General features: G+C 29.2%; 20 protein-coding genes and 1 riboswitch. Of the genes, 14 read left to right on the top strand and 6 right to left on the bottom strand.

Annotated features, from left to right (window positions below; genetic code table 11):
* Positions 1 to 2: 2 nt before the first annotated feature.
* On the bottom strand, positions 3 to 1,862 hold the full coding sequence (locus BLU40_RS06630) for a TonB-dependent receptor plug domain-containing protein (RefSeq protein ID WP_090121401.1): 1,860 nt from the start codon (positions 1,860 to 1,862) through the stop codon (positions 3 to 5).
* Between the two features lie 22 nt (positions 1,863 to 1,884).
* Positions 1,885 to 2,090, bottom strand: a riboswitch (cobalamin riboswitch).
* Positions 2,091 to 2,157: 67 nt separating this feature from the next.
* On the opposite strand from BLU40_RS06630, the gene BLU40_RS06625 reads away from it, so the two are divergent.
* Genes BLU40_RS06625 through BLU40_RS06595 form a run of 7 tightly spaced genes read left to right on the top strand, consistent with a single transcriptional unit; the run spans position 2,158 to position 7,080 of the window.
* The gene (locus BLU40_RS06625; RefSeq protein ID WP_090121399.1) at positions 2,158 to 2,661 is read left to right on the top strand and encodes a bifunctional adenosylcobinamide kinase/adenosylcobinamide-phosphate guanylyltransferase; all 504 of its coding nucleotides are present in this window, start codon (positions 2,158 to 2,160) and stop codon (positions 2,659 to 2,661) included.
* A gap of 9 nt (positions 2,662 to 2,670) precedes the next feature.
* The gene (cobT, locus tag BLU40_RS06620; protein WP_090121398.1) at positions 2,671 to 3,714 is read left to right on the top strand and encodes a nicotinate-nucleotide--dimethylbenzimidazole phosphoribosyltransferase; all 1,044 of its coding nucleotides are present in this window, start codon (positions 2,671 to 2,673) and stop codon (positions 3,712 to 3,714) included.
* 5 nt (positions 3,715 to 3,719) lie between these two features.
* A complete protein-coding gene (locus BLU40_RS06615) occupies positions 3,720 to 4,478 on the top strand; it encodes an adenosylcobinamide-GDP ribazoletransferase (RefSeq protein WP_090121397.1) in 759 nt (252 codons plus the stop codon).
* Complete coding sequence (locus BLU40_RS06610; RefSeq protein WP_090121395.1) at positions 4,463 to 5,011, top strand: histidine phosphatase family protein; 549 nt, start codon at positions 4,463 to 4,465, stop codon at positions 5,009 to 5,011. Before BLU40_RS06615 ends, BLU40_RS06610 begins: the two co-directional genes overlap by 16 nt.
* Positions 5,012 to 5,021: 10 nt before the next feature.
* Complete coding sequence (locus BLU40_RS06605; protein WP_090121394.1) at positions 5,022 to 6,140, top strand: ABC transporter substrate-binding protein; 1,119 nt, start codon at positions 5,022 to 5,024, stop codon at positions 6,138 to 6,140.
* A 2-nt stretch (positions 6,141 to 6,142) separates the two neighbouring features.
* Complete coding sequence (locus tag BLU40_RS06600; RefSeq protein WP_090121392.1) at positions 6,143 to 6,706, top strand: hypothetical protein; 564 nt, start codon at positions 6,143 to 6,145, stop codon at positions 6,704 to 6,706.
* Entirely contained in the window at positions 6,706 to 7,080 is a 375-nt protein-coding gene (locus BLU40_RS06595) for a hypothetical protein (RefSeq protein WP_090121390.1), read from the top strand. Before BLU40_RS06600 ends, BLU40_RS06595 begins: the two co-directional genes overlap by 1 nt.
* A gap of 3 nt (positions 7,081 to 7,083) precedes the next feature.
* Here the strand turns inward: BLU40_RS06595 and BLU40_RS06590 are convergent, their stop codons facing one another.
* The 5 genes from BLU40_RS06590 to BLU40_RS06570 all read right to left on the bottom strand — a co-directional run bounded on the left by BLU40_RS06590 (position 7,084) and on the right by BLU40_RS06570 (position 14,171).
* On the bottom strand, positions 7,084 to 9,666 hold the full coding sequence (locus BLU40_RS06590) for a DNA gyrase/topoisomerase IV subunit A (RefSeq protein WP_090121388.1): 2,583 nt from the start codon (positions 9,664 to 9,666) through the stop codon (positions 7,084 to 7,086).
* 1 nt (position 9,667) lies between these two features.
* Positions 9,668 to 11,524, bottom strand: coding sequence for a DNA topoisomerase IV subunit B (locus BLU40_RS06585; RefSeq protein ID WP_090121385.1), 1,857 nt, complete (start codon positions 11,522 to 11,524; stop codon positions 9,668 to 9,670).
* 114 nt (positions 11,525 to 11,638) lie between these two features.
* Positions 11,639 to 12,541: a DMT family transporter gene (locus BLU40_RS06580; protein ID WP_090121383.1), complete on the bottom strand. Its 903-nt coding sequence runs from the start codon at positions 12,539 to 12,541 to the stop codon at positions 11,639 to 11,641.
* A gap of 72 nt (positions 12,542 to 12,613) precedes the next feature.
* Positions 12,614 to 13,708 (bottom strand): redox-regulated ATPase YchF, encoded by a 1,095-nt coding sequence (gene ychF / locus BLU40_RS06575; RefSeq protein WP_090121381.1) that lies wholly within the window; start codon positions 13,706 to 13,708, stop codon positions 12,614 to 12,616.
* A gap of 112 nt (positions 13,709 to 13,820) precedes the next feature.
* A complete protein-coding gene (locus tag BLU40_RS06570; RefSeq protein ID WP_090121378.1) occupies positions 13,821 to 14,171 on the bottom strand; it encodes a 4Fe-4S binding protein in 351 nt (116 codons plus the stop codon).
* 59 nt (positions 14,172 to 14,230) lie between these two features.
* Between BLU40_RS06570 and BLU40_RS06565 the strand changes: the two genes are divergently transcribed.
* The 7 genes from BLU40_RS06565 (at position 14,231) to BLU40_RS06535 (ending at position 22,703) form a co-directional block, all read left to right on the top strand.
* The gene (locus BLU40_RS06565; RefSeq protein ID WP_090121376.1) at positions 14,231 to 15,292 is read left to right on the top strand and encodes an acyl-CoA reductase; all 1,062 of its coding nucleotides are present in this window, start codon (positions 14,231 to 14,233) and stop codon (positions 15,290 to 15,292) included.
* Between the two features lie 82 nt (positions 15,293 to 15,374).
* A complete protein-coding gene (gene serC / locus BLU40_RS06560) occupies positions 15,375 to 16,448 on the top strand; it encodes a 3-phosphoserine/phosphohydroxythreonine transaminase (RefSeq protein ID WP_090121374.1) in 1,074 nt (357 codons plus the stop codon).
* A 12-nt stretch (positions 16,449 to 16,460) separates the two neighbouring features.
* Positions 16,461 to 17,411 carry a D-2-hydroxyacid dehydrogenase gene (locus tag BLU40_RS06555; RefSeq protein ID WP_090121372.1) on the top strand — a complete coding sequence of 317 codons (951 nt, stop codon included), beginning with the start codon at positions 16,461 to 16,463 and terminating at the stop codon, positions 17,409 to 17,411.
* A 277-nt stretch (positions 17,412 to 17,688) separates the two neighbouring features.
* Complete coding sequence (locus BLU40_RS06550) at positions 17,689 to 18,930, top strand: DUF1015 domain-containing protein (RefSeq protein ID WP_090121369.1); 1,242 nt, start codon at positions 17,689 to 17,691, stop codon at positions 18,928 to 18,930.
* Between the two features lie 45 nt (positions 18,931 to 18,975).
* Positions 18,976 to 19,644 carry a YggS family pyridoxal phosphate-dependent enzyme gene (locus BLU40_RS06545; RefSeq protein WP_090121365.1) on the top strand — a complete coding sequence of 223 codons (669 nt, stop codon included), beginning with the start codon at positions 18,976 to 18,978 and terminating at the stop codon, positions 19,642 to 19,644.
* 1 nt (position 19,645) lies between these two features.
* Positions 19,646 to 20,725 carry an exonuclease domain-containing protein gene (locus BLU40_RS06540; RefSeq protein ID WP_090121937.1) on the top strand — a complete coding sequence of 360 codons (1,080 nt, stop codon included), beginning with the start codon at positions 19,646 to 19,648 and terminating at the stop codon, positions 20,723 to 20,725.
* Between the two features lie 19 nt (positions 20,726 to 20,744).
* Complete coding sequence (locus tag BLU40_RS06535; RefSeq protein ID WP_139170929.1) at positions 20,745 to 22,703, top strand: DUF3857 domain-containing protein; 1,959 nt, start codon at positions 20,745 to 20,747, stop codon at positions 22,701 to 22,703.
* Positions 22,704 to 22,715: the final 12 nt, after the last annotated feature.

Here is a 22,715-nt window from a genome sequence, read left to right as displayed (position 1 = left end):
ATTTAAAATTTATAGTTTATGTTTATATTAAAATTTCTATTTGGCATAGGTCTACCTGGTAAAACTTGGTATTCTTTATCAAATACATTGTTTACTTTTAAGCCTATACCTAATTGTTTGTTTTCAGTTTTTAAAACAGTATAATCTAACCCTACATTACCAATATTAAAATATGGCACTTTGTAACTATCTAAATTATCAGTTGTAGTATAAACTTCACCATTAAATAAATGTTGGTAAAATATATGTGTTCTTTTATAGGAATACCCAAAACTTGAATTAACCAAATGCTTTGGCACATAAGTCAAAAACTTATTAGTACTTTTATCTTTTGCTATTGTGTAGCTATAATTCAAATTAAAATCTAACGAGTGATTTTCTATTTGTTTTTTAAAAGCGGCTGTAAATTCAACACCTTTATTAACTGTTTTTGCAATGTTTATAGGTGTCCAAACTCCTGGTCTTTCTGGGTCACCTCCAGGTGTCCAAACAATTTTATCTTTAGATTCTATATAAAAAGCGCCTACATCTATTTTTAAATCTTTGCTTTTATAACCTAAACCAAACTCACCTTGTAGAGACGATTCAGGAATTAAATCTAAATTACCCAACGCTGGCCAATACAAATCGTTATAAGTTGGTACTCTATAATTTTTAGATCCATTTAATCTTATAAAGGTATTTTTAATAGGTTTTAATTCTGCTCCAAATGCAAAAACAAAAGGAATTTTATAATCTGAATTATAATCTTTTCGAATTTTAGCATTTATTGAAGCTATATTATCTATTTGCTGCGTAAATATTATAGACTGGGAGAATTGTTTTCTATTCTTTTCTTCAATCTGATCTGTTTTTCCTAAAACAGATTCTAGTTCAGAAAAAGCTTCAATGGTAGAATTAGTAGAAATTTTATAATTAAAGTCGTATTTCAACAAATATCTTTTAGATTTTCCATAACTAAAAGCATCAAAATTCTTATCTGCAAAATATCTATATTCTTGTGTTAGATAGGCAAATTTTAACGCATGTGAAAACTCATTTTTATGAAAAGAATATTCAATTAAATTTCTAAAATTAAAATCCTTATATTTTTCTTTAGCTGCTGAAGGATTAGGTAACACACCTGAAAACTTTCTATGTCCGTTATATTTTGAAGAAAAAATGCTTAGTTTACTAAAATCATTCAATTTGTAAGCAAAACCTAAATTAAAACTTAAATTTTCGTAAGCTCCATTTTCATTTCTTAAACCATCAGTTCCTAACCATTTATAATCGTTATCAGATTTATTATATGAAACTCCAAATTTTGCAGAAAAATTCTCTCTTCCAATAGAAAATTTATATAAATTATTAGTGGTATTAAAACTACCAACCGATAAAACTACCTGCTTTTTTGAATAGTTACCAAAACGCAATTGATCATTTAAATGCACTGTACCACCAATGGCACCAGAACCAAATTCAATACTTCCACCACCACTTCTTACATTAATATTGTCTATTAAATTAACAGATAAAGCGTTAAAACCAGTTTGACCGTTATTTATTGAGTTTATATTAATTCCATTCCAAACTACCGCTGTATTAGATGCACTAGTACCTCTAAAACTTGCAGAACTTGTTCCTCCAGAACCATACTCTTTTATATAGATTGGCGTATTAAACCTTAATAATGAAGTAAAAGATTCTTTATTTTTTAAAATAATTGAATCATTTAAAGTTAAAACTTTATAACCTTTAGAATGTTTTTGAAGTTTAACAGAATTAAGATTTACAACCTTCAACTGTTGAATACTATCTTGCTGAGCAAAATTTTTGCTAGTAATTATAAAAATAAAAAAGAATAAAATATATCTCATCATAATAACCTTTCTCCCGAAAGTTTTAATTAATTAGATTTTGGCAGGTCTCCTGGCTTGCGTTTTGTTATTTACCTTCCCGTTTATAAAACAGTGGTTTAAGTTTAATAACAAACATCGATTACTCGACTAAGCTTACAGTTGCGGGAACAGCGTTGGAATTTAACCAACTTCCCTTTTAACTCGTTTTATGTACTAAATAATTCGAGAACCATAATCGGCTGCAAAAATAATTAAATAAGATTAATTTGTATCATATTTTCATTAAAATATTACATTTGCTGAAATTTTTATTTTAATGATACATTATATTACAGGTGGAGAACGATCGGGAAAGAGTTCTTATGCCCAGAGTTTAGCTGAAAATTTAAGCAACTCTCCTTATTATTTAGCAACTTCTAGAATTTGGGATAAAGATTTTGAAAAGCGTGTAGAGCGTCATAAAAATGATAGAGATGAGCGTTGGACAACAATTGAAGAAGAAACAAAAATTTCTACAGTAATTCCAGAAAATTCCGTTATTGTAATTGATTGTGTTACGCTGTGGCTTACAAATTTATATATAGATTTTGATAATAATGTTGAAAAAGCTTTAGAATTTGCTAACAATGAAATTGAAAACCTTTCTAAATTAAATAGTGAAATTATTATAATTTCTAATGAAATTGGAATGGGCGTTCACGCGCAAACACATATAGCACGAAAATTTACAGAATTACAAGGTTGGACAAACCAACGTATTGCAAAAAAAGCAGATAAAGCCATTTTTATGGTTTCAGGAATGCCACTTATTTTAAAATAAAATTTACTTATGAAAAAATTTAACATTACCCCTACTAACAAAGAATTTAGTAAAGAAATTAAACATAAAATAAACAACAAAACTAAACCATTAGGCTCATTAGGTACTCTCGAAACTATCGCCGAAAAGTTATGTTTAATTCAAAATACGTTGACTCCAAAATTAAACAAACCAACAATGCTTGTTTTTGCTGGCGATCACGGTATTGTAAATAATCATCCTGTTAGTTCTTGCCCGCAAGAAGTTACACCACAAATGGTTATTAATTTTTTAGAAGGTGGTGCAGGAATTAATGTTTTTTGCAAACAACATGGTTTCGATTTAAGTGTTGTAGATGCTGGTGTTAATTACGATTTTGAAGTTCATAAAGAACTAATAAACGCTAAAATTGATTATGGTACAAAAGATTATTCTTTAGAACCTGCAATGACAAAAGAACAGTGTGAAAAAGCATTTGAAGTAGCTGGAGAAATTGTTACGCAAAAACATAAAAATGGCAGTAATATTATTTCTTTTGGTGAAATGGGAATTGGAAACACTTCTTCTGCTTCGCTTTTAATGAGCGCCATTACAAAGCTTTCTATTGAAACTTGTATTGGTGTTGGTGCTGGTTTAACAGATAAAGGTTTGGCTAATAAAATTGAAATTTTAACAAACGTTTATAAATTTCATGGTGTTAGCGAAAACCCACTAGTAAACCTTCAAAATTTTGGTGGATTTGAAGTTGCTATGATGACTGGTGCTATGCTAAAAGCTGCTGAATTAAAAATGACTTTAATTATAGATGGTTTTATTGCAACATCCTCTTTATTGGTGGCTCAAGCAATTAATAAAAATGTATTGGATTATTGTTTATTTGGACATGTATCTAACGAACAAGGACATATAAAAATGCTAAACTTTTTAAATGCAACTCCAATTTTACATTTAGGTTTGCGTTTAGGTGAAGGAACTGGAGCAGCTATTGCTTACCCAATCATTCAGTCTGCAGCAATTTTTATAAACCAAATGGCTAGTTTCGAAAGCGCTGGTGTTGTTAACCCTGCTGATTAATTGTAATGAAAAAAGAGTTAGACATATTCTTTACAGCTATAATGTTTTTTACGAGAATTCCTTGTCCAAAATGGATAGATCATTCTCCTGAAATACTAAATAAAAGCACACGCTACTTCTCATTAGTAGGAATAATTGTAGGAGGATTAGCTGCCTTTATATTTTGGGTATCTTTATTTATATTTCCTCAAACAATAGCACTCCTTTTTAGTATGATATTTACTATTTGGTTAACTGGAGCTTTTCATGAAGATGGCTTTGCCGATGTTTGCGATGGTTTTGGCGGTGGTTGGACTAAAGATAAAATTCTAACTATAATGAAAGACTCTAGGCTTGGAACTTATGGTACCGTTGGCTTAGTTGGAATGTTAGTTTTTAAGTTTACTGGATTACATTACCAACCTCACCAACTGCTAATTACGTTAATTGCTGGACATAGCGTAAGTAGATTTATTACTTCTATTTTACTCTATTTATATCCATATGTACGAGACGATATTACTAGTAAAGCAAAACCAATGGGGCACGCTCAAAAATTTTCAATAGTAGTTTATAATGGTGTTTTTGGTGTAATTCCTTTATTTTTTTACAATTCGTATTGGGTATTTTTAGCATTAATTCCTACGTTTATTGCAATGCTTTTATTAGGTAGATTTTTTAAAAAATGGATTGGTGGTCAAACTGGAGATTGCGCTGGTGCAACCCAACAAGTAACTGAAGTTGTATTTTATCTAAGTCTTTTAGTTTTATGGAAATTTATTTAGTTAGACATACAACACCTAAAGTTGACAAAGGAATTTGTTACGGTCAAGCAGATTTGGATGTAGCAGCTACTTTTGAAGAAGAAGTTTCTAGAATTAGAAAATCAATAAACTTTAACAAGGAAACAGTTGTTTATTCAAGTCCTTTAAAGCGTTGTGTAAAATTAGCAAATCAATTTTCTGAAAACATTATAACAGATAATAGGCTAATGGAGTTAAACTTTGGAGATTGGGAATTGTTAAAATGGGATGAGTTACCAGAGCCAGTAGGTTCTATTTGGATGAACAATTTTGTTACTGAAGTTACTCCAAATGGTGAAGCATATATTGATTTAGCAAAAAGAGCTTTTGAAGTTTTTACTGAAATTACTTCAACTTCTGTAAAACAACTAATAATTACTACACACGCTGGTGTAATTAGAAGTATTCTGGCAAAACTTAACAATATTCATTTAAAAGATTCTTTTGATATAACGGTTGAATATGGCCAAGTATTTAAATTAAAAAAACAAAATAATAACTTTACCCTACTTTAAAATTAAGAACATGAATATTTTTAAAAGTGCTTTATTAATCATTTCAATAATTCTTTTTACAATTTCTTGCAATACAAAAGATTCAAAAAAAGTTGAAGAAAAATCTACTTCAAGCATTAAATATGCTAAAGGATTTGATATTGTTAAAACGGATTCCGAAACAAAATTAATTATAAAATCACCTTACCCTGGTGCAACTGGAGAAACTGTGTACAGTATTATTTCAGAAAAACCTTCAAAACTTAATGAAATTCAAACTCCTTTAAAATCTATTGTGGTTACTAGTACAACACACATTCCTAATTTAGAAATGTTAAATGTCGAAAATAAATTGGTAGGGTTTCCTAACACCACATTTATTTCATCAAAAAAAACTAGAAAATTAATAGCTCAAAAAGCTGTTCAAGAATTAGGACATCCTGATCATATTAGCACCGAAAATTTGTTAGACTTAAATCCAGATATTGTTATGGGATTCTCTGTAAACGCAAATAACAAAATGTTTGCTACTATAGAAAAAATTGGGATTCCTGTTGTATTTAACGGTGCTTGGCTTGAAGAAACTCCGTTAGGAAGAGCTGAATGGATTAAAGTATTTGGAATTTTATTTGATAAAGAGATAAAGGCAGACAGTGTGTTTTCGAATATTGAAAAAAACTATTTAGAAGCTAAAGCAATTGCAAAAAATTCTAAAAACAAACCTACTGTTGTTTGTGGTGGTTTATATAGAGATGTTTGGTATATGCCAGCAGGTAATAGTTTTGAAGCTACTTTTTTAAAAGATGCAAACACCGATTATTTATGGAAAGATAGCCAAGGTTCTGGTAGTTTATCATTAAACGTAGAAAATGTTTTTGACAAAGGGCAAAATGCAGAATATTGGTTTTCACCAGGAATGCACGCTACAACAAACGATTTAAAACAAAGCAATTTTATTTCTTCAAAAATGGATGCTTTTAAAAACAATAAAATTTATTCTTACAATAATACAAAAGGAGAAACTGGTGGTATTTGGTATTTTGAATTATCTCCAGTTAGACCAGATTTAGTACTAAAAGATATTATTAAAATTACGCATCCAGAATTATTACCTAATTATAAATTAACATTTTATAAAAAATTGAATTAATAATGAAAAAACTAAGACCAAAATCTAATATAGACGAGCTTTGTTATCCATATATTTATGAAGATTCTTTGTTATGCGATTATGAAATATTAACAGATGACTTAACAAGAATGGTTGGTTGGGCTATTAACGATTTAGGTGTTTTAAGGCAACAATATCCTGATAGTTCTGAGCTGCAAAAACTAGAAACTGAATTAAATTGGATTTTACCACTTTGTTTTCACTTAAACGGATCAATTAGAGGTAAATTAGCCATTACCGAAGAAGACCATAATAAACTACTTACAAACTATAGACGTTTTAAAACAATTACAGAAAAATCTATTTCAGGATTTGTATTACCAGGCGGAGTAAATCCAGTTGGTGTTTTAAATAAATGTTCGTCTATGTGTAAAAAAGCGATTCGTTTAATGGTTAGAATACATAATGAAGAGCAAAAAGAAGTTAATGAACTATTACCAAAATTTGCTAACTTACTTTGCAATTATTTCTTTACTTCTACCGTGTTAATTAATCAAATAACAGGTTTTAAAGAAACTCCATTTATTAGTAAAAGCTATAAATAATGAACAACACCATAAAATGTACTTATAATTCAAAAAATAAAATCTTCATCAAATCTTACCATGGAGATATTTATTTAGAAGATGTTGTTAATTCTTGGAAAGAAATAATTTCAAAAAAAATAATCCCTGAAAATTTTCAGGGAATAATTGTAGATTTAAGAAAAGGTGTTATTAAAATGACAATTGAGGAATCTGTTGGTGTATCTCAATTTTACAAAAATAACTTATCTCTATTTGGAAATAAAAAAATAGCATACATTACAAACTCTCCTATAAAAACAGTTTACTCTATGTTAGTTGAACAAAAAGATAAAGGTTATAAAACCAAAACATTTTCTTACAAAGAAGCCGCTATTTATTGGATTTTAAATTAAAACCTAAAACATAGTTGTTTGTCCTGGATCCTTATCATTAATTACTTCCTCGTCTTTAACTTCTACTTCCTCAATTACAGGAGCATCGTAAGGTAAAGGCTCTAAAAGATTTATAGTTCTAATTTTATCTCCAGTTAACTGATTACCAAGCGCTTTAATTCCTTTAACAGCAATAAACTCTTCTAAATTCACTTCCATATTCTCTAAACTTCTTTTCGAGAATACAATTTCCGCCATTGGTCTATAATCTGTTGAAACTATTTCTAGTTGAGATTTAGGATGTTCAGATATAAATGTTTCGTCTTTGTTAGGGTTATCAATCATAAAACGTTTAATATAATAACGCTCTTTTTCACCATCAAAATATATTACTGAAATTGGCTTAGCAGGAACCCATTTTTCCAACACAATCATATCACTATCAAAATGTGTAGTTAATTCTGGTTTAATAGTTTTAACTTCTCCCTTTTGATTGATAATTAATAATCTATCTTCACCTTTAAATTCACCTAGAAGCTCTCCTCTATTATCTACATTTAAGCGTTGTACAGTTTCATCGAACCAAATTTTACGAGGTTTTAATGTTGAAACACCTTCCGATTTTAAATCTATTTTACGAATTGGATATTTTGTTACAGTATTACCTTTAACTCCACGTCCTTTTATTAATAATTCAGAAAAATCAATATCCCACTTTAGCTTTTTAACGCTACCAGCAGAACGTAAATTAATGGTAACAACTTCCGCTTCACCATTAGGATTTGCGGTAAAATATTGAACTAAAGAAGCTTTAGAACCGTTTGTTAAATCATATTCTTTATCTCTAGTTACGCTTGTAACATTAAAACGTTTCATATAACTTGGTCCGTGCCTACCATCTCTATAAATCATATTATAAACGGTACGCTTATCACGCTTTTTAAATATAGCTATATGAATAATATTTTTACCTACAAAAGTTTTAGAATCAACCTTGGTAACAATCATTACCCCATTTTTTCTAAAAACAATAACATCATCAATATCGGCACAATCTGCAACATACTCGTCTCGTTTTAAAGATGTACCAACAAAACCTTCTTCTCTATTTACATAAAGCTTAGTATTACGCATAACAACTTTGGTTGCTACAATATCATCAAACAATCGTAATTCTGTTTTACGTTCTTTTCCTTTTCCGTATTTAAGCTTTAGATTTTTGAAATAATCAATTGCAAAATCAATTAAGTTATCTAAATGATTTTTTACAACAGCTATTTTCTCTTCTAAACTATCTATAAATTGCTTTGCTTTATCAATATCAAACTTAGAAATCTTTTTAATTCTAATTTCTGTAAGTCTTACTATATCTTCTTCTGTTACAGCTCTTTTTAAATGTTTTATGTGAGGTTTTAAACCTTTGTCTATAGCTTTAATAACACCATCCCAAGTTTCTTCTTCTTCTATATCTCGGTAAATTCTATTTTCAATAAAAATACGTTCTAAAGAAGCAAAATGCCATTGCTCTTCTAACTCATTTAACTGAATTTCAAGCTCTTGCTTTAATAAAGCTACTGTATGGTCTGTTGATGTTCTTAAAATTTCAGATACTCCAATAAAAACTGGTTTATTATCATCAATTACACAACCTAATGGCGAAATAGAATTTTCGCAACTGGTAAACGCATATAAAGCGTCAATTGTTTTATCTGGTGAAATACCATTTGGCAAGTGCACCAATATTTCTACGTTTGCAGCAGTATTATCTTCAATTTTTCTAATTTTTATTTTGCCTTTATCGTTGGCTTTTAAAATTGAATCTATTAAAGATGATGTTGTTGTTCCGTAGGGAACTTCAGAAATAACAAGTGTTTTTTTGTCTTGTTGAGAAATTTTTGCTCTAACTCTAATTTTTCCTCCACGTTTACCATCATTATAATTAGAAGTATCTGCAATACCACCAGTTAAAAAATCTGGAACCAATTTAAAACTTCTTCCTTTTAAATGTTTTATAGAAGCATCTATAAGCTCATTAAAATTGTGTGGTAATATTTTTGTTGAAAGTCCTACGGCAATACCCTCTGCTCCTTGAGCTAAAAGCATTGGAAACTTAACAGGTAAATCTATAGGTTCTTTTTTTCTACCATCGTAAGAAGCTTGCCATTCTGTAGTTTTAGGATTAAAAACAACATCTAAAGCAAATTTAGATAAACGAGCCTCAATATAACGAGAAGCTGCAGCTCGGTCTCCAGTAAGTATATTACCCCAGTTACCTTGCATATCAATCAATAAATCTTTTTGACCAATTTGCACCATTGCATCTGCAATAGAGGCATCTCCGTGCGGATGATACTGCATAGTGTGCCCAACAATGTTTGCTACTTTATTGTAGCGTCCATCATCCAAATCTTTCATAGAATGTAAAATTCTACGTTGTACAGGCTTAAAACCATCTTTAATTCCTGGAACTGCACGTTCTAAAATTACATACGATGCGTAATCTAGAAACCAATCTTTATACATTCCTGTAACTTTGGTTAAGGTTTCTTGGCTACCAAAATCGTCTTTAAGTTCTTCGTTAAATTCTTCGTTATTATCTTCCTGCATATTAGGCTTCTTCTACAATATCAAGTTCGACTTTTAAATTTTCAATAATAAACTTCTGTCTATCTGGTGTATTTTTTCCCATATAGAATTCCAGCATTTTATCAATAGACATTTCTTTATCTAGCATTACCGGATCCAAACGAATATCATCACCAATAAAATGTACAAATTCATTTGGAGAAATTTCACCTAAACCTTTAAATCGAGTAATTTCTGGTTTTCCTCTCAATTTTTCAATTGCAGAAATTCTTTCTTCTTCAGAATAGCAATAAAAAGTTTGTTTTTTATCTCGAACTCTAAATAATGGTGTTTCTAAAATAAATAAGTGTCCTTCTTTAATTAATTCAGGAAAAAACTGTAAAAAGAAGGTTATTAATAACAAACGAATGTGCATACCATCTACATCGGCATCGGTAGCAATTACAATATTGTTATAACGTAAGTTTTCCAATCCATCTTCAATATTTAACGCTGCTTGCAGTAGGTTAAACTCTTCGTTTTCGTACACAATTTTTTTACTCATATTGTACGAGTTCAAAGGTTTACCTTTTAAACTAAATACGGCTTGGGTATTTACATTTCTAGATTTTGTAATAGATCCACTCGCCGAGTCTCCCTCTGTTATAAACAAAGAGCTTTCTAATCTATTATCTTTCTTTAAATCGTTTAAATGAATTCTACAATCTCTTAATTTTTTATTGTGAAGGTTGGATTTTTTAGCACGTTCACGAGCTAATTTTCGTATTCCAGATAAATCTTTACGTTCCTTTTCTGCTTGTATTATTTTTTTCTGAATTTTCTCAGCAACATCAGGATTTTTATGTAAGTAGTTATCAAGTTTTGTTTTTACAAAATCTGTAATAAAAGTACGTACGGTTGGCAAATCGCCTCCCATTTCTGTAGAACCTAATTTTGTTTTTGTTTGACTTTCAAAAACAGGTTCCATTACCTTTACGCTAATAGCAGAAACTATAGATTTTCTAATATCTGAAGCTTCATAATTTTTGCCAAAATATTCTCTTATTGTTTTTACTATTGCTTCTCTAAATGCGCTTTGGTGTGTACCACCTTGTGTAGTATGCTGTCCGTTTACAAACGAATGATATTCTTCACTATATTGTGCTTTGCTATACGTTAACGCTACTTCAATATCTTCACCCTTTAAGTGAATAATTGGAAAAAGCATAAACTCTTCAGCAATATTTTCTTCTAATAAATCTTTTAAACCATTTTCTGAATAATACTTTTCTCCATTAAAAATTATTGTTAAACCTGGATTTAGGTACACATAATTTTTAATCATTTTTACAATATATTCACTTCTATACTTGAATTTTGTAAAAATAGTATTATCCGGTACAAAAATTACTTTTGTTCCTTTTCTTAACGAAGATGGTTGTGCTTTTTCTTCAAGGGTAATATTACCTGCTGAAAATTCAGCAAAAGCAGTTTCACCATCTCTAACTGATTGTACTTTAAAATAAGACGATAGTGCATTAACGGCTTTTGTACCAACTCCATTTAATCCAACAGATTTTTTAAAGGCACGAGAATCGTATTTACCACCAGTATTCATTTTAGAAACTACATCTACAACTTTTCCTAATGGAATACCACGACCGTAATCTCTAACGGTAACAGTTTCGTTTTTAACAGAAACTTCTATTGTTTTACCTGCTCCCATTACAAATTCATCTATAGAGTTATCTAAAACCTCTTTAATCAATATGTAAATTCCATCATCAGATGACGACCCATCACCTAGTTTTCCAATGTACATTCCGGGACGCATTCTAATATGCTCTTTCCAGTCTAATGAGCGAATATTATCCTCGGTATATTTAGTTTGTTCAGCCATTAATAGTTCTAAGATTCTTGAAGAAATGCTAATGTAACATTTTGCTATTAAAAAGGCAAAAATCTAAGCTATAATAGTTATTAACAGAAATTAAACAAATTGAAATATAAATAGTTATAATTTCACTCGTTTTTTATATGATACAACTGCAACTCCAAAAATTACAATTAAAGTACCCAACAATTGCAACATTGTTAGTTTTTCATTTAAGAAAAAATAAGCTAAAATTATAGTTGAAATTGGACCAATACTTCCTATAATAGAAAAATTAGAAGCTCCCATTTTTTTAATTGCTGAAGAAACTAAAAACGAAGGAATTAGCGTAGATACAATAGCCATTAAAAATCCTAGAATATAAACTTGATAAGGATAAATAAAAATAGCTTCACCATCTACAATTAAATAATGAATTACAACGCAAATTGTTGAAACAATCATAGCGTATGAAGTAAACGGAACTACTCCAAATTTAGGAATTAACCAACCGCTACCAACTAAATAAGATGCATAGGTTAATGCGCTTAAAAAGATAAAAAAACCTCCTAAATACACGTTCGAGTTATTAAACTGAACTTCTCCCCAAAAAGTAATAATAACACCTAAATAAGTAATTAAAATGGCTATAAGCTGCTTTTTAGAAATAGGAACTTTAAAAAATACTTTAGAAATTAGTAATACCAATGTTGGGTATATAAAAAGTATAATGCGCTCTAAACCCGCTTTTATATATTTTAAACCTACAAAATCGAAGTAACTAGCTAAATAATAACCTATAAACCCAAATAAAACAATCCATAAATAATCTCTCTTTTGAATTTTTTCTGGGTTTTGTGGTTTTATATAAAAAGCAATTAACATATAAAAAGGTACAGAAAATAACATTCTAAATAACAATAAGTGAACAGTATCTACTTGATATTTATATGCTAATTTTACCATTATTGCTTTTGCTGAAAACATAACAATGCCAACAATTGCAATTGGTACACCCGAATTAACTGTTTTAAAAAAACTCATCTGGCAAACTTAACCAGATGAGTTTTTATTATATTATAATATTTTATAAAAATACGATGTTCAAAAGGTGAATTATACGTTAAAACGGAAATTCATCATATCACCATCTTGTACAATATAATCTTTCCCTTCTACTCTCATTTTACCTGCTTCTTTTACTTTTGCTTCACTTCCTAAAGTTACATAATCATTATAATCAATAACTTCGGCTCTAATAAACCCTTTTTCAAAATCTGTATGAATAACTCCTGCAGCTTGCGGAGCACTATCTCCAATATTAATTGTCCAAGCTCTCACCTCTTTTACACCAGCAGTAAAATACGTTTGTAGTTTTAATAGTTTATAAGCTGCTCTAATTAAAACAGAAGAACCAGCTTCTTTTAAACCTATGTCTTCTAAAAACATTTCACGCTCTTCAAAAGATTCTAATTCTGTAATATCTGCTTCAGTACCTACAGCTAAAACAATAACTTCAGCATCTTCATCTTTTACAGCTTCTTTTACAGCATCTACATAGCTATTACCATCTACAGCAGAGTTTTCATCTACATTACAAACATATAAAACAGGTTTATCTGTAATAAACTGTAAAGGTGCTACATACTCTTCACGCTCTTTAGAGGTAAATTCAATAGCTCTTACTGAAATTGCAGCTTCTAAACCTTCTTTAATTTTTTCTAAAACTTCTAATTCCTTTTGAGCTTCTTTGTTTCCAGTTCTAGCAGTTTTTTTAACACGCTCTAACCTTTTTTCAACAGTTTCAAAATCTTTTAATTGAAGTTCTATATCAATAGTTTCTTTATCTCTAACAGGATCTACTGTAGTATCAACGTGTACAATATTATCATTATCAAAACAACGTAATACATGTATAATAGCGTCTGTTTCTCTAATATTTGCTAAAAACTGATTTCCTAATCCTTCTCCCTTACTTGCTCCACGAACTAAACCAGCAATATCTACAATGTCTACCGTTGCAGGCATAACACGCTCTGGATTTACCAATTCCTCTAATTTTAACAATCTTGGATCTGGTACGTTTACAACTCCTATGTTAGGTTCTATTGTGCAAAAAGGAAAGTTTGCACTTTGTGCCTTTGCATTTGATAAACAATTAAATAAAGTTGATTTTCCTACGTTTGGTAATCCTACAATTCCTGCCTTCATAATTTAAAATTTTTGCGGTGCAAATATAGTCTTTAATGAAGAATTAAAAATGATTAATGAATAATTTCTTCATTTCAATTATTAATCCTTAATTATTCAATAATAATTAGCCTTATTCTTTATGTAAAAAACGTTGTTTAGATAGTAATTGTTCTTCTGTTTCTTCGTTCTCTTCATCTGGCACACAACAATCTACTGGACAAACAGCAGCACATTGTGGCTCGTTATGAAAACCTTTACACTCCGTACATTTATCTGTTACAATAAAATAAAAATCGTCTTCTACAGGTTCTTGATTTTCATTTGCATTTACTTTTTTTCCGTTTGGTAAAACCAACATACCTTCTAATTCTGTTCCGTCTGCGTATTTCCATTCTTCTGAAGGTTCGTATATAGCATTATTAGGACATTCCGCCTCACAAGCTCCACAATTTATACATTCGTCTGTAATTTTTATTGCCATAATTATATTTACATTAATTTTGCAGCAAAAATAATATTTTAATTTAAAAATTCAATTAAATGAATTTAGAGCAACGTATTGATGCATTTGTAAAACTTGGAACATTTTTTAAGCAATTTACTTCAGAAGGAATTGTAAAAAAAGAAGAAACTGAGTTTAATAATTTATTTTTTGACGCATTTAAAATGCAAATTAATCGTGCTCAAGAGTTTAATGGTTGGTTTACAAAAAACAATGTTTTAAAAGCTTTTGAAAGCTGGAGCATTGCATTAACTGAAGAAAATTTAAATAAATGGACTTCAAAATATAATTTTAATATTTCAAAAGAAATTAAAACTGTTGCTGTAATAATGGCAGGAAATATACCTATGGTAGGTTTTCATGATTTTTTAAGTGTTTTAATTAGTGGTCATAATATAATTGTTAAACAATCGTCTAACGACAAGTATTTTTTACCACTTGTAGCTAAATTTCTAGAACATTTTAATAAAGGCTTCAAAAATAAAATAATTTTTACTGAAGGTAAATTAGATAATTACGATGCCGTTATTGCAACTGGAAGCGATAATACTGCGCGCTATTTTGAGCACTACTTTGGGCAAAAACCTAATATTATTCGTAAAAATAGAAACTCTGTAGCTATACTTACTGGTAAAGAAACTAAAGAAGATTTAGAGGCTTTAGGAGAAGACGTTTTTCAATACTTTGGACTAGGTTGTAGAAGCGTTTCTAAAATATTTGTACCTAAGAATTATAATTTCGATTTGCTTTTTGGTGCATTGTTTAAATATAAAGATATTATCAACTACAAAAAGTACGAAAACAATTACGATTATAACAAAGCTGTTTACATAATGAGTCTTTTTAACGTAATTGAGAATGGTTTTGTAATGTTAAAAGAGGATAAAAACTATGCTTCGCCAATTGCAACTTTGTTTTATGAGCATTACGAGAATTTTGACACTTTACTTGAAAAATTAAAACAAGAAAGTGAGCAAATACAGTGCGTAGCGTGTAACGAAAACGTTGTAGATTTCGTAAAATTGGGCAAAACTCAACATCCCAAATTATGGAATTATGCGGATAATGTGGATACCATTGAATTTTTATTAGAAATCTAGGATATTTTTTTTAATTATATAACCCTTGTTTCTGTTTTTTTATCGAAATTTGTAATGAATATAACTAGATATTTTTTAACAAATGAAAAAACACAATTTTAGTGCAGGTCCTTGCATTTTACCGCAAGAAGTTCTTAAGAAAGCTTCAGAAGCTGTTGTAAATTTTAATGGTATAAACTTATCGCTAATTGAAATTTCACACAGAAGCAAAGAATTTGTTGAAGTAATGGAAAATGCTCGTAGTTTAGTAAAGGAATTATTAGACTTACCTGAAGGTTATTCGGTGTTATTTTTACAAGGTGGTGCTAGCCTTGAATTTTTAATGACTGCTTACAATTTAATGAAAATTGATGGTAAAGCGGCTTATTTTGATACAGGTGCTTGGAGTTCCAAAGCATTAAAAGAAGCTAAATTATTAGGAGAAGTAGACGTTGTTGCTTCCTCCAAAGACAAAACATATAATTATATACCAAAAGATTATACAATAACAAATGATGTTGATTATGTTCACCTAACATCTAACAATACTATTTACGGAACACAATTTAAAGAATTTCCAAAATCAGATGCTTTATTAGTGTGTGATATGAGTTCTGATATTTTTTCTCGTGAATTAGATTTTTCTCAATTTGATCTAGTATATGCTGGAGCTCAAAAAAATATGGGTCCTGCTGGTACAACGTTAGTAATTGTTAAAGATGAAATTTTAGGTAAAACTGGACGTACAATTCCATCTATGCTAGATTATCAAATACATATTAGTAAAGACAGTATGTTTAATACGCCGCCTGTTTTTCCTGTTTATGTTTCTATGCTAACATTACAATGGTTAAAAGATCTTGGTGGTGTAAAAGCAATTGAAAAAATAAACAAAGAAAAGGCCGCTTTACTTTATGCAGAAATTGATAGAAATTCCCAATTCAAAGGTTTTGCTGAAGTAGAAGATAGATCTGCAATGAATGTTACTTTTAACTTAACAAATGAAGCAAACCAAGAAGTGTTTGATAAACTTTGGAATGAAGCTGGAATTAGCGGAATAAAAGGACATAGATCTGTTGGAGGTTATAGAGCAAGTATTTATAATGCTATGCCAATTGAAAGTGTGCAAGTACTAATTAATACTATGCAACAATTCGAAAAACAAGTACATAACTAAAAAAAATAAATAATGAAAGTATTAGCAAATGACGGTTTAGCCCATAGTGGGGTTACTGCTTTAAAAGCTGCCGGATTTGAAGTTGAACTAACTACTGTTGCTCAAGAACAATTGTTAGATTACATAAATGAAAACGAAATAACTGTATTACTAGTAAGAAGTGCAACTACCGTTAGAAAAGATATTATTGATGGATGTGATTCATTAAAAATTATTGGTCGTGGTGGTGTTGGTATGGATAATATTGATGTAGAATATGCGCGCGAAAAAGGCCTAAGTGTTATTAATACACCTGCAGCCTCTTCGCATTCTGTTGGTGAATTAGTTTTTGCTCATTTATTTGGAATGGCTCGTTTTTTACACCTTTCAAACAGAGAAATGCCTTTAGATGGTGATTCTAAATTTAAAGCACTTAAAAAAGCATTTGCAAAAGGTGTTGAATTAAGAGGAAAAACATTAGGTGTATTAGGTTTTGGACGTATTGGACAAGCTACCGCTAAAATTGCACTTGGTTTAGGTATGAAAGTTGTTGCTTTTGATCCTTTTATGGATGAAGTAAACTTAGAATTGGAATTTTTCGATCACCAATCTTTATTTTTTAATATAAATACTATTTCTAAAGAAGAAGTTTTAGAACAAGCAGATTTTGTAACATTACACGTTCCTGCGCAAAAGGAATATGTAATTTCTACTAAAGAGTTTGAACTAATGAAAAATACAGCTTGTTTAGTAAACGCTGCACGTGGTGGTGTTGTAGACGAAGTTGCATTGGTTAAAGCTTTAGAAGAAGGTCAAATTGCAAAGGCTGCGTTAGACGTTTATGAAAATGAACCTACACCAGAAATTCAATTATTAATGAACCCTAATCTATCGCTAACACCACATATTGGTGCTGCAACTGGTGAGGCTCAAGATAGAATTGGAACTGAGTTAGCTGAACAAATTATAGAAATATTAGGGTAATTAAAGCTCTTATTTACAATTAAAAAAACCTGCATATTTTGCAGGTTTTTTGTTTTTCTGAATAAATAACAAACACTATAAAATTTACCTTTAAATTGAATTTATCTTATAAAAAACTGTAAATACATTCTAAATTCTTAAGAATATTTAATCTACAATTACATTTAAAAAATTATTTTCAATTAAAAATGAATACTTATTAAATAAGTATTACCATGTAAATAGAATTGTTTTATTTGGTAAATTTGAGTTACCTAACTATTAATAACTCCAATTTATGGCAACTATAAAACCTTTTAAAGCAATAAGACCTTCAAGAGACAAGGCGGCATTAGCAACAGCTAGATCGTATGATGAGTATTCTCCAAAAGAGTTAAAATCTGTTTTAAATTACAATCCATATTCATTTTTGCATATTATAAAACCTGGTTATTCTACAAACGAAGAATTATCTGGTGAAGATCGATTTAAATTAGTACACAAATCTTACTTAAATTTTAAAAAAGAGGATATTTATAAAAAAGATGAAAAATCTCAATTTTATCTTCACGAAAAATCTTTTGAAAATGATACTTTTTGGGGAATAATTGCTGTAGCACATGTAGATGATTACAAAAATAATATTATTAAAAAACACGAAGACACTTTAAAATCTAGAGAAGAGCTTTTTGGAAATTATTTAGGTATTACAGGCTTTAATGCAGAACCAGTGCTACTCACCTATCCAGATAATAATTATATAAATAGAATTCATAGAAAATATTCTCAAAAACGTTCGGAATATGAATTTACAACACACACTAAACGTTTGCATAAACTTTGGGTTATTGATGATGAATTGGACATTAGAAACATAGAGAAAGAGTTTTCTAAAATAAATGCAATATACATAGCCGATGGACACCATAGAACAGCTTCCTCTGCATTTTTAGCTAATAAACGAAAAGAAAACAATCCAAACCATACAAATAATGAGTGCTATAATTATTTTATGAGTTACTTAATATCTGACGCTAACTTAAAAATTTCAGCTTTTGATAGGTTAATTACTGATTTAAATGGTTATTCTAAAAAAGAGTTTTTAGAAAAATTAAATGAATTTTATATAATTGAAAATAGAAAACCAAAAAAGTATCAACCTTCTAAAAAACATCATTTTTCTATGTATATAGATGGTGATTATTACTCGTTATATTTAAGAAAAACAGATTATCCAATAAACAATGCTTTGTCTGATTTGGATACGCATATAATTCATAAAACAATATTAAAACCTATTTTAGGCATTACAGATTTAAAAACCGATCCGCGTATAAAATGCCTACCCGCAACATTTAGTAAAAAGCAACTAAAAAAAGCAGTTGATTCTGGTAAATATGCAGTTGGTTTTGGTTTGTATCCTGTTTCAGTTAACCAATTAAAAGCTGTAGTAAACGAAGATTTACGTATGCCACCTAAAAGTACATACATAGAACCTAAATTACGAAGCGGTTTAACTATTTTTGAGATTGATGAATGAATAATTTGAAGTATATTTGATAGTTGTTAGAAAATTATAACAAATATGAGTATCACTTCAAATTTAAATGAGGTAAAAAATACAATTCCGGAAAACGTTACATTGGTTGCTGTTTCAAAAACAAAACCAATTGAAGCTATTTTAGAAGCCTACAATGCTGGGCAACGTATTTTTGGTGAAAACAAAATTCAAGAAATGGTTGAAAAACATGACCAAATGCCTAAAGATATTGAATGGCATATGATTGGTCATTTACAACGTAACAAAGTTAAATACATGGCTCATTTTGTGAGTCTTATACACGGTGTAGACAGTTTTAAAACCTTGAAAGAAATAAATAAACAAGCTAAAAAGCATAATCGTATTATAAACTGTTTGCTTCAAATTAAAATTGCTCAAGAAGAAACTAAATTTGGAATGAGTTTAAATGAAGCTTCATCTATTTTATCTTCAGAAGAGTTTAAAAACTTAGAAAACGTGTGTATTACTGGTTTTATGGGTATGGCAAGTTTTACAAGCAATAAAGCTGTAGTAGAAACTGAATTTAAAACGCTTAAAAATAATTCAGAAATATTAAATAAAAACAATTCAAAAAACTTTAAACCTACTACGCTCTCTATGGGTATGAGTGGCGACTATCAATTAGCAATTGAGCAAGGTAGTACAATGGTAAGAGTAGGAAGTTCAATTTTTGGAGAAAGAAACTATATATAATTTGTACGCAATACTAGACATAGAAACAACTGGAGGTAAATTTAACGAAGAAGGTATAACAGAAATTGCTATTTATAGGTTCGATGGCCACGATGTTGTTGATACTTTTGTAAGCCTAATTAACCCAGAAAGAGATATACAACCTTTTGTTGTAAAACTTACTGGAATTAATAGCGGAATGCTTAAAAATGCACCTAAGTTTTTTGAAGTTGCTAAACGTATTGTTGAAATTACAAAAGATTGTGTTTTAGTTGCACATAACGCCAATTTTGATAATAGAATTTTAACTACAGAATTTAGAAGATTAGGTTTCGACTTTGAAAGAGAAACTTTATGTACGGTAGAATTAAGTCAAGCTTTAATACCAGACCAACCTACTTATAAGCTAGGAAAACTATGTCGTTCTTTAGCAATTCCAGTTTCTAGCAGGCATAGAGCTGAAGGTGATGCTATGGCTACAGTTCAATTATTTAAACTACTTTTAAATAAAGATGTAGATAAAAATATTATTAAAAAAGCTATTAAAAAAGAAAACCCTAGAAAATTAGCACCAAAACTACAAGGTATTTTAGATGAAACACCATCTAAAACTGGTTTGTTTTACGTACATAATAACAAAGGGGCTATAATATTTATTGGTAAAGGTAAAAACATAAAAAAAGCGTTAAACCAATTATTTTTAAGAACTTCTAAAAGAGCTAAAACATTACAATCCAGAGTTGTTTCTGTGTCTTATGAAGAAACCGGAAATGAGTTAATTTCTAGATTAAAATTTGCTGAAGAATTAGAAATTCAAAAACCTTACTTTAATAAAAGGCAAAAAAAATCTGTCGAAAAAATTGAATTCAATAACGATAATTTTTTGATTATAAATAAAGGTCGAAATGTTGGAGAAAAATCTGTAATACTTATAGAAAACAACAAAATTATTGGCCACTGTTTTACCGATTTAAGTTACCAAATAAATAATTTAAATGTTCTTCAAAAGTTAATATCTCCTTTAGAAGACAATTCAACAAATAGAGGTATTATAAAACATTATTTACTCAAATATAAGGTTGATAAACTCATACGTTTTTAAACCTTTAAACCCTCAAAAAATGAAAAAGATTTTATTAATTGCTACTGTTTTATTAAACACATTCACTTATTCACAAAACAAAGATTACATTTTTGGTTATATCTCTCCCGAGGAAGTTAAAATGCAAAAATATCCGTTAGACACTACTGCAAACGCAGTAGTATTATATGAACAAGGCGATACTAAATTTAAAGTTGGAGATACTCGAATACTTGTTGAAACCGTATATTATTGTAAATTAAAAATTTTTAATAAAGAAGGTTTTAAACATGCAACTTTCAAAATTCCAACGTATTATAACGATGATACAAGTGAAAAAGTAAAAGACATTAAAGCTGTTACCACAAATGGGTATGCAAAAACTACTTTATCTAAATCTCAAATTTTTACTGAAAAAACTAATGAACGTTGGAAAGAAGTAAAATTTACACTTCCAAACATTAAAGAAGGTAGTATAGTTGAAGTACAATACACTGTAGAAAGTCCATTTTTATTTAATTTAAATGGTTGGGAATTTCAATCCGAAATTCCAAAGGTTAGAAGTGTTTACAATGCTTCAATTCCTGGAGTATATATCTATAATAGAAAACTAACTGGTTATGTAAGTTTAACTGAAAATTACACAAGCGAAAAAAGAAATTGCTTTAGAGTACCTCGCTATACTGATGCTTATGCAAATTGTGAAGAAGTTACATATGCCGCTGAAGATATTCCTGCATTTATTGAAGAAGATTATATGACTGATCCAGATAATTTTAGGTCTAAAATTAAATTTGAACTTAGAGAAACTAGATGGTTTGATGGATCTAAAAAAAGGTATTCAAAAACTTGGGAAGATGTTGATAAAGAATTTAAAAAAGATAAAGATATAGGAACTCAGCTAAAAAAAACAAGCTTTTTTGAAGATAAAATTCCAACAGAAATAACTTCACTGCCCAATAATTTAGAAAAAGCTAAACAAATATATTATTTCATTCAAAAACATTTTAGCTGGAATAAAAAATATAGACTTTTTAATGATATTAGAGTAAAAAGTGCCTTTGAAGAAAAAACGGGAAATATTTCAGAAATTAATATTTCATTAATTAACTCGCTAAAAGCTGCAGGTTTTGATACTGAATTAGTAATGCTATCCACACGAGCAAATGGTTTTACTACAAAAAAATATCCTGTAATAACAGATTTTAATTATGTAATTGCAAAATTAAATATCGGTGATAATATTTATTTATTAGATGCTACAGATAAACAATTGCCTTTTAACATGTTACCGTACAGATGTTTAAACGGAGATGGTAGAGTTATGGATTTTGAAAATAGTAGTTATTGGATTGATATTAAACCATCGAAAAACAATAGAAATAGTTTAACTGTAGCCTTAGAATTAAAAGAAGATGGAATTATTGTTGGAAAAATAAGAAAATATTACTCTGGTTATAGAGCATTAGAAAGAAGAGGTGAAATTAGTTCAAAAACAGAAGACGATTTAATTGCTGAATTCGAAAATGGCTTTGATAATTTAGAAGTTATTAATTATGAAATTTCAAATAAAGAAAATAAAGAAAAAGGTTTAATTGAAATGTTTGAAATTGAAATTGATTTTACAGAAGACACAAACATAATGCTAAGCCCGTTTTTTGATGAGAAATTTTCTCAAAATCCATTTCAACAAAAAAATAGATTATACCCTGTAGATTTTGGTTATAATCGAAATTATTCCGTTAACTTTTCAATAGAGTTACCAGAAAATTACACACTCGATTCTAATCCAAAAAACTGTTCGTTTAGTTTAGTTGAAAATGGTGGTAAATTTCAAGTAGTTAGTCGTAAATTAAATGATTATCGCTATACCTTAAAAAGCAATTTTACGTTAAACAAACCTCTTTATTATAACTTTGAATATAGTGGGTTAAAAGAGATTTTTAATCAAGTTATTAAAAATCAAAAATCGATGTTAATTATTAAAAAGAAGCTATAAATAATTGCCTAT

The sequence above is a fragment of the Lutibacter oricola genome, assembly GCF_900106565.1.
Classification (GTDB): domain Bacteria; phylum Bacteroidota; class Bacteroidia; order Flavobacteriales; family Flavobacteriaceae; genus Lutibacter; species Lutibacter oricola.
The sequence above is the reverse complement of the archived record's forward strand: the minus strand, read 5'-3'. Positions and strand labels throughout refer to the sequence as shown.

Bases quoted from the DNA above. Each gene is read 5' to 3' on its own strand.
- BLU40_RS06630 (WP_090121401.1), bottom strand. From the start codon at position 1,862: ATGATGAGATATATTTTATTCTTTTTTATTTTTATAATTACTAGCAAA.
- BLU40_RS06625 (WP_090121399.1), top strand. From the start codon at position 2,158: ATGATACATTATATTACAGGTGGAGAACGATCGGGAAAGAGTTCTTAT.
- cobT (WP_090121398.1), top strand. From the start codon at position 2,671: ATGAAAAAATTTAACATTACCCCTACTAACAAAGAATTTAGTAAAGAA.
- BLU40_RS06615 (WP_090121397.1), top strand. From the start codon at position 3,720: ATGAAAAAAGAGTTAGACATATTCTTTACAGCTATAATGTTTTTTACG.
- BLU40_RS06610 (WP_090121395.1), top strand. From the start codon at position 4,463: ATGGAAATTTATTTAGTTAGACATACAACACCTAAAGTTGACAAAGGA.
- BLU40_RS06605 (WP_090121394.1), top strand. From the start codon at position 5,022: ATGAATATTTTTAAAAGTGCTTTATTAATCATTTCAATAATTCTTTTT.
- BLU40_RS06600 (WP_090121392.1), top strand. From the start codon at position 6,143: ATGAAAAAACTAAGACCAAAATCTAATATAGACGAGCTTTGTTATCCA.
- BLU40_RS06595 (WP_090121390.1), top strand. From the start codon at position 6,706: ATGAACAACACCATAAAATGTACTTATAATTCAAAAAATAAAATCTTC.
- BLU40_RS06590 (WP_090121388.1), bottom strand. From the start codon at position 9,666: ATGCAGGAAGATAATAACGAAGAATTTAACGAAGAACTTAAAGACGAT.
- BLU40_RS06585 (WP_090121385.1), bottom strand. From the start codon at position 11,524: ATGGCTGAACAAACTAAATATACCGAGGATAATATTCGCTCATTAGAC.
- BLU40_RS06580 (WP_090121383.1), bottom strand. From the start codon at position 12,541: ATGAGTTTTTTTAAAACAGTTAATTCGGGTGTACCAATTGCAATTGTT.
- ychF (WP_090121381.1), bottom strand. From the start codon at position 13,708: ATGAAGGCAGGAATTGTAGGATTACCAAACGTAGGAAAATCAACTTTA.
- BLU40_RS06570 (WP_090121378.1), bottom strand. From the start codon at position 14,171: ATGGCAATAAAAATTACAGACGAATGTATAAATTGTGGAGCTTGTGAG.
- BLU40_RS06565 (WP_090121376.1), top strand. From the start codon at position 14,231: ATGAATTTAGAGCAACGTATTGATGCATTTGTAAAACTTGGAACATTT.
- serC (WP_090121374.1), top strand. From the start codon at position 15,375: ATGAAAAAACACAATTTTAGTGCAGGTCCTTGCATTTTACCGCAAGAA.
- BLU40_RS06555 (WP_090121372.1), top strand. From the start codon at position 16,461: ATGAAAGTATTAGCAAATGACGGTTTAGCCCATAGTGGGGTTACTGCT.
- BLU40_RS06550 (WP_090121369.1), top strand. From the start codon at position 17,689: ATGGCAACTATAAAACCTTTTAAAGCAATAAGACCTTCAAGAGACAAG.
- BLU40_RS06545 (WP_090121365.1), top strand. From the start codon at position 18,976: ATGAGTATCACTTCAAATTTAAATGAGGTAAAAAATACAATTCCGGAA.
- BLU40_RS06535 (WP_139170929.1), top strand. From the start codon at position 20,745: ATGAAAAAGATTTTATTAATTGCTACTGTTTTATTAAACACATTCACT.